This window comes from Mesorhizobium sp. B2-2-4, from assembly GCF_006442375.1.
Taxonomy (GTDB): Bacteria; Pseudomonadota; Alphaproteobacteria; order Rhizobiales; family Rhizobiaceae; genus Mesorhizobium.
Genome location: NZ_VFWB01000007.1, coordinates 1 through 16596 on the forward strand (window position 1 = coordinate 1; position 16596 = coordinate 16596).

Sequence of the window (16596 nt, forward strand, 5' to 3'; positions counted from 1 at the left end):
GACATGCCAAGCAACTCCCCTGCCTCCATCATCGAAAGATCGCCGCCATTCCAGCGGCTCAATACGTCCCGAAACTTTTGCATTCTCCGGTCCTGTAGCCATGCCGTCCGCTTCATCCCCAGCCTCCATCCGCTGGCGATAAAACCGGACAACTCACGTGCTACCTAATCCGGACAACTCATGTGCTTACGACAGGCGGGTGAGCCAAGAATTGACATGGCCGTTTAAATAGCTTACAAGACCTTTGTCGATATTTGTTGACTGACTTTTGTTATCCGCGCTTTGCAGCGCGCCTTTGACGAACTTCCCACATCAAAAATCGAGACAAACGACGTTGTGCATCCGCATGACGGCGAACGAGTATTTGCCATGGAAAGGGTTCGTCATGAGCACCGGCACAGTTAAATGGTTCAACGCCACCAAAGGTTTTGGTTTTATTCAGCCTGACGACGGCTCTGCCGACGTTTTCGTCCACATCTCGGCCGTAGAGCGCGCCGGCATGCGTGACATCGTCGAGGGCCAGAAGCTCGGCTACGAGATGGTCCGCGACAACAAGTCCGGCAAGATGTCGGCCGACCAGTTGAAGGCGGCCTGAAAAAGGATTCAGCCTTCCCGGTGACCACGGATGTACTGGCACTGGTGAATGGCGAATTCGGGCGCATGGCGGCGGAAACCTGAGTTTTCGCACGCTGCGTGCCGGAGCGTCCTGTGCATCCACTGGATGCGCGACGCTCTCATGGAAGGTCAGGCGGTGCCTGGCCTTTTTCACTTTGTGGGTCTCGCCGCCGAAAATGCGCTGCGCGTCGGCCTGAACGTGCTAAGGGACGCTCCAGCAAGTTGAATCCGCCGCCCCAATGCTTTTGTGCGTGGGTCCTGACTGAAGACCGGTCTTGCCCTATCGGCACGAGACTCCTGACAGGAGAAAGATTTTGACCGCCAATTCGAAAACAGCTGCTGATCAGGCAGTGCCCTTGTTCAGCAAGACGCAAACCCAGTCGATGTCGCTCAACCGCATCATTTCCGAACGCGATGCCCTCACCCAGGCGCGTGAAGCCAAGACCGCGCGTTTGCGCGAACTGCGCCTGGAAAAAGAGGCAGATGAAATGGCTGCGGCGGCCGCACAGGCGGCGTTGCCGAAACGGGCCGGAAGACGCTGATGGCGACGAAGCGTGTGCCGGCGACACCAATCGCCGCTGATGCGACCATCGCCGATATGGTCGAAACATTGGACAAGCCAGTCGAATATGTCCGGCGTGTGCTGGAAAAACTCGAACGCTGCAAGCGCGTCCATGGCGATGCACAGGTGCGCGTCGGCGTGCGGGGCCGCGCCGAGTGCCCGAACTATTTGATCGAATATGTCCGCCAAGACGCCAAGACCCACGAGCCGGTGACCCATCAGGACGCCGCCTACAGCGGCAGCACGCATCGCGAACTGGCGCCGCATCACATCGCGGAGGCGAGGAACTGGTCGCCTGAGGAAATGAACATAACGGCGGTTTCGGCCCTGATCGGCCGTTTGCGCAGTCCGCGCGCACCATCGCGCTTCGCCGACGAGGACTGAGATGGCCATAAAATTCTCCGCCAAGGATCACCCGCCGGCGCCCGCCGCCGCTGCAAAGCCGGTCAAGCCGGGTGCCGCGCCGAAGGCCGATGTAGCTGTCGAGGCCGCGACCGATCTATTCAAGTCGCCGACCGAGGCGCCGTCGCGCAAGGCAGGCAAGAAGAAATAGCGCCTTGCCGCAAGACGCCGACCGCAATCTGCTGTGCAGGGACCGTTCTCGTTGGTGACCGTGGCAAGCCTTTCATCGCCCCAACGAGGCACCGTCCCGGCATTTGATTGCCAGAGCTGCGGCGCCTGTTGCTCCTACTCGGCCGAGTGGCCGCGCTTTTCCACCGAGGACGACGCGCAGCTCGACCGTATCCCGGACAAGTATGTCGCGGCCGATCTATCGGGTATGCGTTGCGAGGGCCCGCGCTGTTCGGCTCTCTGTGGCGCAGTGGGCAAGGCAACCGCTTGCGGCATCTACGAGTTGCGCCCGGATGTCTGCCGCGCCTGCATGCCCGGCGACGAGGATTGCCTGATGGCGCGTCGGGCGCATGGGCTGCCTGTCCTCTGATCTGACGGCGCCGCGGCTTGTGCGCGGGGATTTCGCTGCTACGCTGCCCGCCGGGCAGCACAGCGGAGAACCAAATCGTGAGCATCGAATTCTTGTTGACGTCGCTGATCGTGGTGGCTTCGCCCGGCACCGGCGTCCTCTACACGCTGAGCGCCGGGCTTTCCCGCGGCGCCCGCGCCTCCATCGTCGCCGCTTTCGGCTGCACGCTCGGCATCATCCCGCATATGGCTGCCGCCATCACCGGCCTCGCCGCGCTCCTGCACACCAGCGCGGTCGCCTTCGAGACGCTGAAATATCTGGGCGTCGCCTACCTCCTTTACATGGCCTGGAACACGCTGAAGGAGAGGGGTGGTCTGAACGTCGAGGACAATGTCGCGCCGCGCTCCACCGGCAAGGTGATTGCGAGAGGCATCCTCGTCAATGTGCTCAACCCGAAGCTGTCGATCTTCTTCTTTGCCTTCCTGCCGCAGTTCGTCAGCACGACCGAGCCGCACGCGCTGTCGAAGATGCTGGAACTGAGCAGCGTCTTCATGCTTTTGACCTTCGTCATCTTCGTCGGCTATGGCATCTTCGCCGCCTCGATCCGCAGCCATGTCGCGTCGCGGCCGAGGGTGCTGACCTGGATGCGCCGCACGTTCGCCGGCGCTTTCGTCATGCTCGGCGCCAAGCTTGCGCTGGCGGACAGGTAGAATTCGTTCGCCTCGCCTTGGCACGAAATCGATGCCGAACAATGAGAAGGCGAGCCTTGGCCCGCCTTCTTTTGTTCTTCAACTCCGGACTAGCCGGCAATCATTTGTTCGCGCCGCCGAGCGCCTTCAATTTTTCGCAGAACGGGGCATACGGCTTGCTCATCGCCGCATCCTGACATTCCTTCATCATCATGGCTTGGTCGTCCTTGGACATTTTTGCCCAGGCGGCTTTCATCTCGGCGTCGGATTTCATCGTCTTCATGCTCGCATCGGTGAAGAACGGTTCCATCATCTTGGGCGAGTCGAGCGCTCCGGCAAGTGCCGTGCCGCTGAGAACGGTCAACGCGAGTGCTCCAAAGCAGGCGGTTCTGATGTTCATGACATTAGTCCTCCCTATGGTCTTTCTCGATCGTCGAATGGCGGTCGGACTCTATTCCTAGCACAAACCGATGTGTATTAGGAGTAACTCATATGGTGAAGCCGGCCTATCCCTTGACGTAGCCCATCGCCTCGACGATCCGCCCGCCCTCGACGCGCATCAGATTGACGCCGCGCAGCGAATTGCCGTCCGCCATCCAGTAGCGCCAGCGGATCGTCGCCCGCTCGCCGGCGACGAAGGTCTCCTCGATGTCGAAGCGCGTGCCGGGCTGGGTCGCGATCGCCGTCCATAGCCCGACGCAGGCCGCCTTGCCGGCATGGCGCGCACCGTCCGGTGCCGGCACGGTGTTTTCAATCACGCAGTCCTCGCCCACCAGCTCGGCGAGCGCCGACGGTTCGTGCAACTGGAACACATCGTTGAAGCGCCGCATGATCTCGGCTGTCCGCCGCGACTCTGGATGGCTGTCCATGATGCTGCTCATCTCGTGCTTCTCCTGATTCATTGTTGCGCGGCGGTACCCACGAGGGTCGCCTTGAGGTTGATCTGGGCCACGCCGGCCAGCGCGCGCGAAACGAGACAGCTCGCCTTGGCGGACTGGGCAAGGCGCTCGAACTGGTCTTCGGCGAGCCCCGCGACGTCCACCGCCGTTTCAAGGTCGATGCGGGTGATGGTCGGCCCGGCCTCCGTCGCTCCGAGGTGCACCCTGGCGATGGTGCGGATGTCCCGGGGAATATGACCTCCCTGGCCAAGGATGAAGGTCAGCGCCATCGAGAAGCAGCCGGCATGCGCGGCCGCAATCAGTTCTTCCGGGTTGGTGCCGGGGCCGTTCTCGAAACGCGACGGAAAGGAATAGGCGCCTTCGAACACACCACTGCCGAGCCACAGCCGGCCTGAACCTTCCCTCAGCGTGCCTTGCCACTCGGCCGAAGCTTCACGAATTGTCATTGCTGTTCTCCCTTCTGGTTCGATCGATATGAAAGATCAGGCTCCGTCGATGACGACCTTCCCGAACACGTCGCATTGCTGGAAATAGCGGTAGGCGTCGCGGGCTGCGACTGCGCGAAGGTCGGCGGGCCGCCGGTTTCGACGGTAAGGTCGATACCGCCGGTTTCGCCACGCACCATCGCCCCCCATTCCGGCATGTCGGTCGAGGACACGACGAGGTCGGCCCCCATCGCCCGCAGCTTGCCGACCTTCTCGGCGCGAGAGGTGACGGCGACGACGCGGCAGCCGAGCAGCTTGGCGAACTGCAACGCGAACAGCGAGACGCCGCCCGAGCCTATGACCAGAACCCATTGGCCAGGCTTGGGAATCTCCGCCCCGGTCAGTGCGTTCCAGGCTGTCAGGCCGGCGCAGCTCAGCGTTGCCGCCTCGCGCCAGTCGAGATGCTCGGGAAGTCGCACCGCCCATTGCTCGTCAAGCACGGCGTACTCGCCGAGCATGCCATCCAGCGTGCAGCCGAGCTGGTCGATCAGTCCGGCATTGATGCGGCCATCGATCCAGCGGGCGAAATAGCTGCCGGTGACACGGTCGCCGACGGCAAAGCGTGTGACATCATCGCCGATGGCGACGACCTCGCCGGCGCCGTCGCTGAGCGGAACGATCCCGCGGCGCGGTGTCAAGGGGTAGGTGCCATTGAGGATCATCGTATCGCGTCGGTTGAACGAGGTGGCGCGCACCCGCACCACGATCTCCTGGGGCCTTGGCTCCGGCCGCACCTCTTCCCGCATCACCAGACATTCGGTTCCGCCCAAACCTTCAAGACGATAGCTGCGCATTTCGGCTTCCTTTAATATATAGACTGATCTACATATTATATAGACCGGTTGTCATATTCATGGCAAGGCTTATAGTGACCCTCTCCTGACAGAGGTTGACATGGCCAACGATACGAGAGCCCGCATACTCGAAACGACCGGATTGCTGCTCAGGCGGCGCGGCTATCACGGCACTTCGCTCAATGACATACTGAGCGCCAGCGGCGCCCCGCGCGGCTCGCTCTATTTCCACTTTCCCGGTGGCAAGGATCAGCTGGTCGTCGAAGTGACGCGCGCCAGCGTGGCCGAGGTGACTGAGAGGCTTGGCGCCGAGCTCGCGGCGGAAAGCGATCCGGCGGTTGCCGTTCACCACATTTACCAGTCGGTCGCTCGCATGCTGGAGGACAACGAATTCTCGCTCGGCTGCCCGATCGCGCCGGTCGTGCTCGATGCGCCGAACGACGTGCCGGACTTGGAGGAAATCTGCCGCTCCGCTTTCGAGCAGTGGATCGGCCTGCTGCGCCAGGCGTTTGTCAGGGCAGGGGTGGTCGAGCGCCGCGCACGGGCGCTGGCGCTGTTGGTCGAGTCCTCGCTGGAAGGCCTGATGGTGATTGCCCGCGCCACCCGCGATCGCTCATCGATCAACGTCGTGGCCGATGAGGTGGCTACCCTGATCGAGCAGGCAGTCCTCGCCGGCAAGGCGACGCGGCAAGCGGAGAGCACTGCTGTCTGACGCTGGTTCCAACCGACTACGCTGAAGCAAAGCCTGAATGTGCAAAGAAAAGGGCGGCATCGCTGCCGCCCTTTCCGCATGCATAAAGCAGATGGCTGGATTAGAAGTCCATGCCGCCCATACCGCCCATGCCGCCGCCGCCCATGCCGCCAGGCATGCCGCCGCCAGCCGACTCCTTCTTCGGAGCCTCCGCGATCATGGCTTCGGTGGTGACCAGCAGGCCGGCGACCGAGGCCGCGTCCTGGAGAGCCGTACGCACGACCTTGACCGGATCGACGATACCCATGGCGATCATGTCGCCATATTCGCCGGTCTGGGCGTTGTAGCCGAAGGTCGCGCCCTTGTTCTCGAGGATCTTGCCAGCAACGATCGATGCTTCCGCACCGGCGTTGGCAGCGATCTGACGGGCCGGGGCCTGCAGTGCGCGGCGAACGATGTTGATGCCGGCGGCCTGGTCGGAGTTGACGCCGGTGGCCTTGAGGTTGCCCGAAGCGCGCAGCAGGGCCACGCCACCGCCGGCAACGATGCCTTCTTCTACGGCCGCGCGGGTCGCGTTGAGGGCGTCATCGACGCGGTCCTTCTTTTCCTTCACCTCCACTTCGGTCGCACCGCCGACGCGGATAACGGCAACACCGCCGGCGAGCTTGGCCAGACGCTCCTGCAGCTTCTCCTTGTCGTAGTCCGAGGTGGTCTCCTCGATCTGCTGCTTGATCTGGGCAACGCGGCCCTGGATCTCGGCCTTCTTGCCGGCGCCGTCGACGATGGTGGTGTTCTCCTTCGAGATCGACACCTTCTTGGCGCGGCCGAGCATGTTGAGGCCGACATTCTCGAGCTTGATGCCGAGGTCTTCGGAGATGACCTGGCCACCGGTGAGGATGGCGATGTCTTCCAGCATGGCCTTGCGGCGATCACCGAAGCCCGGAGCCTTGACGGCAGCGATCTTCAGGCCACCGCGCAGCTTGTTGACGACCAGCGTGGCCAAGGCCTCGCCTTCGACGTCTTCCGAGATGATGAGCAGCGGCTTGGAGGTCTGCACGACCGCTTCCAGGACCGGCAGCATGGCCTGCAGATTGGAGAGCTTCTTCTCGTGGAGCAGGATGTAGGCGTCCTCGAGATCGGCAACCATCTTATCGGGGTTGGTGACGAAGTAGGGCGAGAGATAGCCGCGGTCGAACTGCATGCCTTCGACGACTTCCAGCTCGGTCTCGGCGGTCTTGGCTTCCTCGACGGTGATGACGCCTTCGTTGCCGACCTTCTGCATCGCTTCCGCGATCATCTTGCCGACCGACTCGTCGCCATTGGCCGAGATGGTGCCGACCTGGGCGACTTCCTCGGAGGTCTTGATCTTCTTGGCGGCCTTGCCGAGAGCTGCGACCACTTCGGTCACGGCCAGGTCGATGCCGCGCTTCAGGTCCATCGGGTTCATGCCGGCGGCAACCGCCTTGTGGCCTTCCTGGACGATCGACTGCGCCAGAACGGTCGCGGTCGTGGTGCCGTCGCCGGCGATGTCGTTGGTCTTCGAAGCCACTTCGCGCACCATCTGCGCGCCCATGTTCTCGAACTTGTCCTCAAGTTCGATTTCCTTGGCGACGGTGACGCCGTCCTTGGTGATGCGCGGTGCGCCGAACGACTTGTCGATGACGACGTTGCGGCCCTTGGGGCCGAGCGTGACCTTCACCGCGTCGGCGAGGATGTTGACGCCGCGCAGCATGCGCTCACGGGCGTCGCGGGAGAATTTTACGTCTTTGGCAGCCATGTTCAACTCCTGGCAGGGGCTCGGATCGAGCCCGAAGATTCAAGATTCAGTTGATGGAAAGGCCGATATTCAGCCGATGATGCCCATAATGTCGGATTCCTTCATGATCAGAAGGTCTTCGCCATTGAGCTTGACTTCGGTGCCCGACCACTTGCCGAACAGGATGCGGTCGCCAGCCTTGACGTCCAGGGGCACGAGCTTGCCAGCTTCGTCGCGGGCGCCGGAGCCGACGGCGATGATCTCGCCTTCCTGCGGCTTTTCCTTCGCCGTGTCGGGGATGATGATCCCGCCGGCGGTCTTGGATTCGGATTCGACCCGGCGTACGACCACGCGGTCATGAAGCGGGCGGAACTTCGACTTTGCCATGTTTTCTTCCTCGATGAGAACGGTGAGAAACAGTTCCTCCGTCCGGCGAAGCCGGACAATCTACAAAGCCCGGCGGTACCGGACCTGTGGTTAGCACTCACCCAGGGCGAGTGCTAACGTGGCGGTGAAATAGGCTGCTGGCTGGCGAGAGTCAAGGCGCGCGCGAGCGGGCAGCGGCGCGAAATTTTGTTTTCCGCGAAAGCCCGCTCGCAGAACGTGCCAGTTGCCGCTGGCCTTTCATGCGAAATGCGCCGGTTCCTCCCGCAATCGACGGCAAAACAAGGCGCGGAGGGGTGCTCTGCCGCTATCGGTCAGAGATCCTGCCGCCCGATACTTCGATACGCAAGACGTGTCGATGTCACGGGAGAGGGGCGCGAAAGCCGCCGCCGAAAACTACAGAAACAATCTCAGCTGCGTATGGATGATGGACCTGTAGTCGTCGATCGTGCGGCGGCCTTCCTTCTCGTCCTGCGTCAGCGCTAGCCGCACGACGCCGCCGGCAAGCTGGAAGATCAGGAACACCACGCGCGCGAAGTCTTCGCGCCGGTCGGGCCGCAGCATCGGAGCGACGTGGTCGCAGAACATCTTGGCCTGGTGCCTTGTCTCAGCAATGTCGAGGTTCTGCAGCGCCTTGTCAGCCTGTATCGCGTTCTGCAGATCCTGGATGGCCGGGTCGTCGGCCACGCGCCGGTAATAGTCCTCGATCATGCGGTCCGCGGCAGCCGTCACGTCCTCAAGCCCACTTATTTCGGCGATGATCTCGCCGAAGCGTGCGCGGCTTTCCTCCGAGAAGCGCTCATAGAGCATCGCCAGGATCGCCGATTTGTTGGGGAAATAATGGTAGACGGTGGCGATCGGTCCGCCCGCCAGTGCGCCCACTTCCTTCATCGTCACCGCGTCGATGCCTTTTTCGCCGATCAGCCGCATGGTCGTCGAAAGGATCGCGTCGATGCGTTCGCGGCTCCGCTCCTGCTTGGGCCTGCGCCTCGGCGCCGTCGCCATCCGCCTTGCTTCCGCCATGCGCCCAATCTCTCGCGAGAGCTTCAAAATTCCCGGTTGACAAGAAACATGATCAAGTATCAGTTTCGTAATGCTGACAAGTTGTCAGCTTTTTTATCGCACTGCAAGGACGTTGGGAGGCGCCTCGTGACTGCGACGCAAGCCGTACAAGCGGAAAATGGCGATTGGCTGGTCGGCAACCCGACCGGCGTCGAGCTCGGCTCCGCATTATGGATCGGCTCGGTCGGGCTGCTGATCCTCGGGCTTCAGCCCGTGCTGCTTGGCGCGCTCTACACCGAGGGCCATGTCAGCGGCGATGAACTGGCGCTGGTCGCCACGGCGGAGATGATCGCGATCGCCATCGGTTCAGCCGTGGTGGCGATGCTGCTTTCCGCGCGCAACATGCGCTGGAAAAGCGCCGTCCTTTTGATCCTGCTGGCCCTGGCGAATGTATGGACCGCCCATGCCGCAAGCGCCAATGCGTTGATCGCCGCCCGCGCCATCGCCGGGCTGGCTGAAGGTGGTCTGGTCGCGATCACCACCGAACTGATCGCCCGTTCGCGACGGGCGGAGCGCATCGGCGGCTATTTCGTGACGCTGCAGACCCTGGCGCAATGTGCGCTCGCTCTGCTTTTGGCACTCTATGTCATTCCCGAGGCGGGGTCGTCCGGCGGCTTCATCGTGCTTGCCGTCGTCTGCGTCGTTTCGCTGGCGGCCGCTTTCACCGTACCCGGTGACTACGCCGACCTGCCGAAAGAGGAGAACCTGGCCAATGTGCTGACGGTTCCGTCGATCACCGCGCTATTGTCGGTCTTCTGCTACTTCATGTTCTTCGGCGCGATCTGGGCCTTCCTGGAACCGCTCGGTGCGCAGTATGGGATTGATAGCTGGACCGTCGGTCTGATCGTCTCGGCCAGCCTGGCGACGCAGGTCCTGGGCGCGATGACGGCGACCGTGTTCGAGGCGCGCATCGATTACCGCATTGCCATTACGGCCATCGGTGCCGTCGCGCTGGTCTCCTCCCTTGTTCTTGCCAGCGCACCTGGCCTGACGACATTCTGGATCGCCGCCTTGGTCATGGGCTTCATCCTGTTGTTCATCGTACCCTATCAGATCCGGCTGGCGATCACGGCCGACGAGACGCGTACCGCCGTGCTGCTGGTGCCGGCTGCACAGCTCTTCGGCCTGGCGATCGGGCCGGTCGCGGCGTCGCTGCTCATCGACGGCAAGGATTTCCGGCCCGTGCCGGAATTCGCCGCGGCAAGCGCGTTTGCCAGCGTGGCCCTGCTTGGCCTGTTCGTGGCCACTATGCGCCGTCGGCGCGTCTGACGGGACGGCTGGATGTCGACGATCACCGCGCGGAACTGGAGCAACTGGTCGGGCTTCGTGCGCGCCGAGCCGAAGCTGGTCGCCACTCCAACCGACGCCGGCGAGCTTGCCGATCTGGTGCGCACGGCACCTGGGCCGCTGCGCGTGGCGGGTGCTGGCCACTCCTTCACGCCGCTGGTGGCATCGCAAGGCTCGATCGTTTCCCTGGAGAAGATCGAGGGGCTGGTCTCGCACGATGTACAAAGCCATCGCGCGCGGGTGCGGGCAGGGACGCGGCTCGGCCCGCTGATGCACATACTGCAAGGCCTGGGCCAGGGCCTGCCCAATATGGGCGACATCGACCGTCAGGCGATCGGCGGGGCGCTGGGCACCGCCACCCATGGTTCCGGGCTGACGCTGGGCGCTTATCACACCCAGTTGGAGACGGTGCAGATCGTGGACGGGCGGGGCGAGTTGCGCGAATTCGATCGGACCCGCGACCAGGATATGATCCATGCGATGGGGGTCGCTCTCGGCGCCTTCGGCATCTTGAGCGAAGTCACGCTGAACAACATCGCGACCTACCGGCTGCGCCGCCGCAAGTGGGTGCTGCCGATCGCCGACATGCTGCGCGATTTCGAGACGATGATGGCCGCGCACCGGTCGGCCGAATTCTACTACATCCCGTTTTCCGGCTACGCGCAGTTTATCGCCAGCGACCTCAGCGACGCGAACCCGACCACCAGGCCTACCGAGCACGACGAGGCCGGCCTGGCGACGCTACGCAAGCTGAGCAGGGCGCTGCGCCGGCTGCCATGGCTGCGCCGCTCCTTGATCCGCGGCGCCGTGAAAAAGGTGCCGGCCGAGGATTATGTGCAGGACTGGCTCAATGTCTATGCCAGCGACCGCCAGACCAAGTTCAACGAGATGGAGTATCATCTGCCTTTCGAGGAGGGGCCGAAGGTGATCACGCAGATCATCGAGCTGACCGAGAAGCACTTTCCAGAAGTCTATTTTCCGATGGAGGTGCGCTCGGTGGCACCCGACATGTTCTGGCTTTCGCCCTTCTACAAGCGTCTGACCTGCTCGATCGCCATTCACCACGATGCCGCCAACGACCCTGAGCCCTTCATGCGGGCGGCCGAGCCGATCTTCCGCAGGCATGGCGGCCGGCCGCATTGGGGCAAGATGCACAGCCTGAAGGCGGCGGATCTCAAAAAGCTCTATCCGCGCTGGGATGATGCGATGGCCGTTCGGCGAGACATCGATCCCGAGAACCGTTTCGTCTCGCCCTACATGGCCGGCCTATTCGGCATCGGCCAATGAGCGGCTATTTCACCACGCTGTCGGATGCGTTGAGGGCGGCCGGCGTCTTTCAGCCTTGTCTGGTGCTCGACCGCGACCGGCTGGACCGCAACATCGACCTGGTGAAGCAGAGACTGGCGCCCGGCCTTGCCGTGCGGCTGGTCGACAAGTCGCTTGCTTGCCTGCCGCTGCTTTCGCACATCGCCGGGGCGCTCGGCACCCATCGATTCATGACGTTTCATCCGCCGATCACAAGGGCCGTGCTCGACGCTTTTCCCGATGCCGACATGCTTTACGGCAAGCCGATGCCGGTCGGCGCGGCAAGGCAAGCGATTTCAAGCGGTACCGCCGACTGGTCGCGCGCCTGCTGGCTGATCGACAGCGAGGAGAGACTGGCGGAATACGGCGCTCTGGCCGCCGAACTCGACGTCGGGTTGCGCATCGCTTTCGAGATCGATGTCGGGCTGCATCGGGGCGGGTTCGCCGAACCGCGTGCGCTGTCGAAGGCATTGAACGTGCTGCCCGCCCGGTTGCGCTGCGAAGGCGTCATTGCCTACGAGGCGCACGCGCCGCACATTCCCGGTCTGTTCGGCGGTCCCAAAAAGGCGCTGGCAGAGGCGTCGCAGCGGGCCGCGGCGTTCATCGCGGCTCTCGGCGAGGACCAGCGCCGAACACTGAACATCGGCGGCTCGAAGACCGCGTTGCTTCATCGTGGCGGCATGGCCAACGAAGTGTCGGTCGGCTCGGCCTTCGTGCTGCCCGGGGATTTCGACACGCCCGGCCTCGACGGCTTCCAGCCCGCGGCCTTCATCGCCACGCCTATCCTCAAGGTGGTCGAGCCGATGCTGCCAGGCCCGCCGGCGGTCACCCGCCTGCTGCAGACGGTCGGCCGGTTTCCGCGCAAGGGTTGCTATCTCTATGGCGGCAAATGGATGGCCGAACCGGTGTTTCCCGAAGGCATGGAGACCAATGGCCTGCTTGGCCTTTCCTCGAACCAGCAATTCATGGGCCTGCCCGGCGATGCCACCACCAGGTCAGGCGACTACGCCTTCCTGCGTCCGACGCAAAGCGAGGCGGTGCTGCAGCAGTTCGGATCGATCGCGGTTTTTTCGGGCGACAGGCTCGTGGACCGCTGGCCCGCGCTGCCAATGGGGTAGGCATGGTGCCTCGTTACGATGAGTCCAAACCAGACGCTTCGATGTAACAGACCGACCGTCAACCCAAAGCCACGATGCGCCGGCGACCAGCAGCCGCATGCTTGGAACAGTCAGCGAGCCTATCCGCCTCCAGACGGGGTCATCGTTGACCGGCCTTCTCGGCGAGATATCGAGTAGCCAACGCGATTGAATTGGGGATAGGTGTCGATCCTCTATAGTTGGCAATTTGGCGCCTGGAGATTTCCAACTGGAGCGCCATCCCCTCAAGCGAGAATTTCAGCAGATCGTCCATGATATGGCGGAATTCCCGGTTCTCCATACCAATTGAGGGCAGGGTATCGATCCATTCGGCTGTCAACTCGACTCCCCCGTCCCACTCGATTGCATTGCCGTCTTCGTTAACCCGCATGGTTCCAAACAGCTCGTCATTGTCGCGAAGCGGAATGAAGTGTCGATGGCTATTCAATACTGGATTCAGGTCAACCGTATTGGAGCGGCCGTCTCGCCAGGTGATGCGCACGCGGCGGCCATCAATCATGGTGACCGAGGCGATCCTGGGGAGCGGATTGCCGACTGTTACGATGTCGTCAACCATTGAGGCGGGTCCATTCATTGCGCAACTCCTCTTCATGCGAGTTAGCCCAAGCGATTACGGCATCGAGGTCTTTGCGATGCATTTGGCCACGCAACACGTTCCATGAGCCAATCCTGATCAGGACTTCATACTCACCCTTCAACGCGTGAAAGTGAGGCGGGTTATGGTCATCCGCAAAGACCTGAATCTTGATGCCGTCGAGAACCTTCAAAGTGGGCATGTGGCTGTTCCATCGCGCCAAATTTAATGCAGAGGGTGCACTAAATCAAGCGAAAGTGCACTGGGTGCACCCAAAGCGTCGCATTTCATCAGTTTGATCGATATTGCGCGTGACGTAAATCGACGACCCCGGCCCTGCGTTCTCGTCCGCGCGGCCGCCGTTGTAGCTACCGGATTGAGCTCGGACGGTCGCGCCGAACGGCCGGCCCTGGGCAGCGTTTCAGCGGTAGCGCGCCTGGTTCCAGCGGTGGCCAAGCAGCGACAGGATGATGATCAGCCCGTTGAAGAACTGCACATAGAAGCCGCTGAGGCCGGCAGCGACGACGCCGGTCTGGATGAACGCCACCGTCAGCGCGCCGATAGCGCCGCCAAACACGGTACCGATGCCGCCCCAAGTCGGCGTGCCGCCGACGAACACCGAAGCCAGCACCGGCAACAGATAGCCGTCGCCGGCGGTTGGCCACCAGGTGAAGTTGATCATCGTCGAGAAGGTGCCGCCGATCGCGGCCCCGATACCGACGAAGACGAACACCTTGACCTTCACCCGCTTGACGTCGATGCCCATCTGCTGGGCGCTGTCGGGATTGTCGCCGACCACCTTCACCTGCGCGCCGAAGCGGTGGCGGTTGTAGAGCAGCGCGGCGAACACGACGAAGGCGAGCGCCCACAGGATCTGTACCGGAATCCCGTAAACCTGGCTGGAGAAGATCGTATAGGTCCAGCTTTGCCCGAGCGTCGGCAGCGCGGTCGACTTGCCTTCGTTGATGATCTGGATCAGCCCGCGCAGCAGGAAGTTCATGCCGAGCGTGGCGATCAGCGACGACAGGCTGCCATAGACGACCAGCACGCCGACCAGGAAGCCGAGCAGCATGCCGGTGGCGAGTGCTGCGACGATGCCGAGGAAGGGATCGTAGCCGGCCTGAACGACCAGCGCGAAAACCCAGGAGGCAAAACCCATCGTCGCCGGAAACGACAGGTCGATTTCGCCGGCGGTAACGACAAAGACCAGCGGCACGACCACGAACAGCGCCACCGGCAGCGTGGTCAGCACCGAGCTGTAGAGGAACCAGGTGGTGAACACCGTCGGATTGGCGATGGTGAAGGCGACCATCATCACCACGAAAACGCCGAGCGTGCCCAGCGCCGCGCGATTGTCGAGAACGAAGCCGCGCAGCAAATGATCCGACGGGTGCTTCCACGCCGCTTCGCCCATTTCGGTATGGGGCGAGGGAGCCTGGCGATTGGGCTCGGCGATGTTGCTCATGGCCTTGTGTCCTCCGCGCGCTGGGCTTCGCCCAAGCCGGGCAGTCCGCCGGGATGCGCGAGGTCTTCCATGAAATTGACGAGCGTGTCGGCCGACTTGATGTCGCGCTTGTCGGCCTGCAGCGCCACAGTGCCACGATCGAGCACGACGAAACGGTCGGCGATGTCGAAGACATGGTGGATGTTGTGGCCGATGAACAGGATCGAGCGCCCGCTCGCCCGCACCTGGCGCACGAAGTGGAAGACCTTGGCGGTTTCGGTCAGCGACAGAGCCGTTGTCGGCTCGTCGAGGATGATCAGGTCGGCCTGCTTGTAGATGGCGCGCGCGATCGCCACGCCCTGGCGCTCGCCGCCGGAAAGCTGGCCGACGACGGACTGCGGCGTGAACACTTTCGAAGTGAAGCCGATCTCGCGCATAAGCCGGCTCGCCTCCCTGATTTCGGTGCCGACTTTCAGCCAGCCGAGGAAGCCGGTGAGTTCGCGTCCCATGAAGATATTGCGCACGATGGTCTGCTGCACGGCCAGCGCCCGGTCCTGGAACACGGTCTCGATGCCGGCGTCGCGCGAGCGCGCCGCGTTCCAGCCGGTGACCGGCTTGCCGCGAACGAGGATCTCGCCGTTGGTCGGCTTGACCGCGCCGGCGAGGATCTTGATCAGCGTCGACTTGCCGGCGCCATTGTCGCCGATCAGTCCGACCACCTCGCCGCGGTCGACGCTGAGATTGACCCCGCCAAGCGCGTAAACCTGGCCGTAGGATTTCGTGATGTCGCGCAGTTCGATGATGCGTTCGGCCATCGGGTCCTCGCTTGCTTGTCGCATGCCGGGCCTCGCCGGCGGTCCCGCCGGCCGGGCCTGAGCCCCCGGCCGGCGGCTTGGGAGGTCAGCGCAGTGCCAGCTTGGCCAGTTCGGCGACGATCTTGTAATTCTCAGGCGTGACGAAGCCGGCGCCGGTATCGACATTCATCGGTGCCAGCCCCAGCACCACTTGCTGGCAGAGGCTGAGGATCGGCAGATAGCCCTGCATGAACGGCTGCTGATCGGCGGTCAGCTGCACCCAGCCGCCCTTGAAGGCCTCGACGATCTGCGGGCTGGTGTCGAAGCCGAAATTGAAGATGTCGCCCGGCTTCCGGCCCGCCGCCGTCATATAGGTCTGGACGTTGCCGAGCATCTGTCCGCCGGGGTAGCCGACGGCCTTTACGCCGGGGTTGTTGAGCAAGGCGGCGGTGATCACCGGGATCGCCAGATTCGGATCGGCCGCCCATTCGGTTGCGGAATTGATTTGAACGACATCGATGCCGGCCTCTTTCAAGGCGGAGACGGTTCCTCGCTCGCGGGCGCCGCGGCTCTCATTCTCGAACGGGCCGATCATGATTGCCTTGTCACCGGCCTTGAGCTTGGCCAGCTTGAAGGCTTCCGCGCCGAGCGCGCGGCCCTGCTGTTCCTGCTGCGCGCCGACATAGCCGCCGCCGAAGGCCGTCACCACCGTCGGCACCGGCACGTTCTGGTACATCATCTTGATGCCGTCCTTATGCGCTTGTTCGGCCAGCGGCATGATGGCGGCGTCGCCGGGGTGGCCCATCATGGCAATACCGTTGGGCTTGACGGCGACCGCCTCGCGCAGCTGCTGGACCATTTTTTCGATGTCCCAGCCTGAGAAGATGTAATCCACTTTCGGTCCGAGATCGGCCGCAGCCTGCTTGGCGCCATTGTAGACAATGGTGCCGAAAGCGTCGCCCTCGGCGCCGCCGACGAAGAAACGGATGTGGACGTCCTTGCACCATTGCGCGTCGAGCGCCTGTGCCGGCAAGGTGGAGATGGCGGCGGCGAGCGCCGTGGCGGTCGCCACCACGGTCGTGCGCAGAAGTGTCGTTCTCTTGGCGATGCTCATGCACGTTCCTCCCTTTTGTCCTCGCGAGCGAGGGTTTCGACATCTGCTTCGGCAATCCCGTCCGG

General features: G+C 63.0%; 22 protein-coding genes. 10 read left to right on the forward strand and 12 right to left on the reverse strand.

All coding sequences use genetic code 11. The features are described from left to right. Positions 1 to 385 precede the first annotated feature (385 nt). From FJ959_RS18565 to FJ959_RS18585, 6 genes are all read left to right on the forward strand, one after another. Positions 386 to 595: a cold-shock protein gene (locus FJ959_RS18565; protein WP_010915421.1), complete on the forward strand. Its 210-nt coding sequence runs from the start codon at positions 386 to 388 to the stop codon at positions 593 to 595. 334 nt (positions 596 to 929) lie between these two features. Continuing rightward, on the forward strand, positions 930 to 1157 hold the full coding sequence (locus FJ959_RS18570) for a hypothetical protein (RefSeq protein ID WP_140515521.1): 228 nt from the start codon (positions 930 to 932) through the stop codon (positions 1155 to 1157). After that, complete coding sequence (locus FJ959_RS18575; RefSeq protein ID WP_140631394.1) at positions 1157 to 1561, forward strand: hypothetical protein; 405 nt, start codon at positions 1157 to 1159, stop codon at positions 1559 to 1561. Before FJ959_RS18570 ends, FJ959_RS18575 begins: the two co-directional genes overlap by 1 nt. 1 nt (position 1562) lies before the next feature. After that, a complete protein-coding gene (locus FJ959_RS31835; protein ID WP_181165129.1) occupies positions 1563 to 1730 on the forward strand; it encodes a hypothetical protein in 168 nt (55 codons plus the stop codon). A gap of 60 nt (positions 1731 to 1790) precedes the next feature. Then, positions 1791 to 2117: a YkgJ family cysteine cluster protein gene (locus FJ959_RS18580; protein ID WP_140583833.1), complete on the forward strand. Its 327-nt coding sequence runs from the start codon at positions 1791 to 1793 to the stop codon at positions 2115 to 2117. A gap of 77 nt (positions 2118 to 2194) precedes the next feature. Continuing rightward, the gene (locus FJ959_RS18585) at positions 2195 to 2806 is read left to right on the forward strand and encodes a LysE family translocator (protein ID WP_140494286.1); all 612 of its coding nucleotides are present in this window, start codon (positions 2195 to 2197) and stop codon (positions 2804 to 2806) included. Between the two features lie 100 nt (positions 2807 to 2906). Here the strand turns inward: FJ959_RS18585 and FJ959_RS18590 are convergent, their stop codons facing one another. The 4 genes from FJ959_RS18590 to FJ959_RS18605 all read right to left on the reverse strand — a co-directional run bounded on the left by FJ959_RS18590 (position 2907) and on the right by FJ959_RS18605 (position 4963). After that, complete coding sequence (locus tag FJ959_RS18590) at positions 2907 to 3185, reverse strand: hypothetical protein (protein WP_140494284.1); 279 nt, start codon at positions 3183 to 3185, stop codon at positions 2907 to 2909. A 106-nt stretch (positions 3186 to 3291) separates the two neighbouring features. Beyond that, the gene (locus FJ959_RS18595; protein ID WP_140583819.1) at positions 3292 to 3666 is read right to left on the reverse strand and encodes a nuclear transport factor 2 family protein; all 375 of its coding nucleotides are present in this window, start codon (positions 3664 to 3666) and stop codon (positions 3292 to 3294) included. Between the two features lie 17 nt (positions 3667 to 3683). After that, positions 3684 to 4130, reverse strand: a complete 447-nt coding sequence (locus FJ959_RS18600) for an OsmC family protein (protein ID WP_140631396.1) — start codon at positions 4128 to 4130, stop codon at positions 3684 to 3686. Next, on the reverse strand, positions 4127 to 4963 hold the full coding sequence (locus tag FJ959_RS18605; RefSeq protein ID WP_246678982.1) for an NAD(P)-dependent alcohol dehydrogenase: 837 nt from the start codon (positions 4961 to 4963) through the stop codon (positions 4127 to 4129). Before FJ959_RS18605 ends, FJ959_RS18600 begins: the two co-directional genes overlap by 4 nt. 100 nt (positions 4964 to 5063) lie before the next feature. On the opposite strand from FJ959_RS18605, the gene FJ959_RS18610 reads away from it, so the two are divergent. Next, on the forward strand, positions 5064 to 5675 hold the full coding sequence (locus FJ959_RS18610) for a TetR/AcrR family transcriptional regulator (protein ID WP_140494276.1): 612 nt from the start codon (positions 5064 to 5066) through the stop codon (positions 5673 to 5675). Positions 5676 to 5775: 100 nt separating this feature from the next. On the opposite strand, the gene groL is transcribed toward FJ959_RS18610, so the two are convergent. The 3 genes from groL to FJ959_RS18625 form a co-directional block, all read right to left on the reverse strand. Further along, entirely contained in the window at positions 5776 to 7431 is a 1656-nt protein-coding gene (gene groL, locus FJ959_RS18615) for a chaperonin GroEL (protein WP_140494274.1), read from the reverse strand. Between the two features lie 69 nt (positions 7432 to 7500). Beyond that, positions 7501 to 7797 (reverse strand): co-chaperone GroES, encoded by a 297-nt coding sequence (groES, locus tag FJ959_RS18620; protein ID WP_006203049.1) that lies wholly within the window; start codon positions 7795 to 7797, stop codon positions 7501 to 7503. 393 nt (positions 7798 to 8190) lie between these two features. After that, on the reverse strand, positions 8191 to 8817 hold the full coding sequence (locus FJ959_RS18625; protein ID WP_181165128.1) for a TetR/AcrR family transcriptional regulator: 627 nt from the start codon (positions 8815 to 8817) through the stop codon (positions 8191 to 8193). Between the two features lie 126 nt (positions 8818 to 8943). On the opposite strand from FJ959_RS18625, the gene FJ959_RS18630 reads away from it, so the two are divergent. From FJ959_RS18630 to FJ959_RS18640, 3 genes are read left to right on the forward strand one after another with little or no spacing between them, the layout of a single operon-like run. Continuing rightward, positions 8944 to 10125 carry an MFS transporter gene (locus tag FJ959_RS18630; protein WP_140583816.1) on the forward strand — a complete coding sequence of 394 codons (1182 nt, stop codon included), beginning with the start codon at positions 8944 to 8946 and terminating at the stop codon, positions 10123 to 10125. Between the two features lie 12 nt (positions 10126 to 10137). Beyond that, positions 10138 to 11430, forward strand: a complete 1293-nt coding sequence (locus FJ959_RS18635; protein ID WP_140631399.1) for a D-arabinono-1,4-lactone oxidase — start codon at positions 10138 to 10140, stop codon at positions 11428 to 11430. Beyond that, a complete protein-coding gene (locus FJ959_RS18640) occupies positions 11427 to 12566 on the forward strand; it encodes an alanine racemase (RefSeq protein ID WP_140631400.1) in 1140 nt (379 codons plus the stop codon). The genes FJ959_RS18635 and FJ959_RS18640 overlap by 4 nt, the downstream gene beginning before the upstream one ends. A gap of 139 nt (positions 12567 to 12705) precedes the next feature. On the opposite strand, the gene FJ959_RS18645 is transcribed toward FJ959_RS18640, so the two are convergent. The 5 genes from FJ959_RS18645 to FJ959_RS18665 all read right to left on the reverse strand — a co-directional run bounded on the left by FJ959_RS18645 (position 12706) and on the right by FJ959_RS18665 (position 16531). Next, entirely contained in the window at positions 12706 to 13161 is a 456-nt protein-coding gene (locus FJ959_RS18645) for a DUF2442 domain-containing protein (protein WP_181167562.1), read from the reverse strand. Then, positions 13154 to 13381, reverse strand: a complete 228-nt coding sequence (locus tag FJ959_RS18650) for a DUF4160 domain-containing protein (RefSeq protein ID WP_140515532.1) — start codon at positions 13379 to 13381, stop codon at positions 13154 to 13156. Before FJ959_RS18650 ends, FJ959_RS18645 begins: the two co-directional genes overlap by 8 nt. A 219-nt stretch (positions 13382 to 13600) precedes the next feature. After that, positions 13601 to 14644 (reverse strand): ABC transporter permease, encoded by a 1044-nt coding sequence (locus tag FJ959_RS18655; protein WP_140565109.1) that lies wholly within the window; start codon positions 14642 to 14644, stop codon positions 13601 to 13603. Further along, positions 14641 to 15438 (reverse strand): ATP-binding cassette domain-containing protein, encoded by a 798-nt coding sequence (locus tag FJ959_RS18660; RefSeq protein ID WP_140560600.1) that lies wholly within the window; start codon positions 15436 to 15438, stop codon positions 14641 to 14643. Before FJ959_RS18660 ends, FJ959_RS18655 begins: the two co-directional genes overlap by 4 nt. An 85-nt stretch (positions 15439 to 15523) precedes the next feature. Beyond that, entirely contained in the window at positions 15524 to 16531 is a 1008-nt protein-coding gene (locus FJ959_RS18665) for a substrate-binding domain-containing protein (RefSeq protein WP_140631403.1), read from the reverse strand. Positions 16532 to 16596 lie beyond the last annotated feature (65 nt).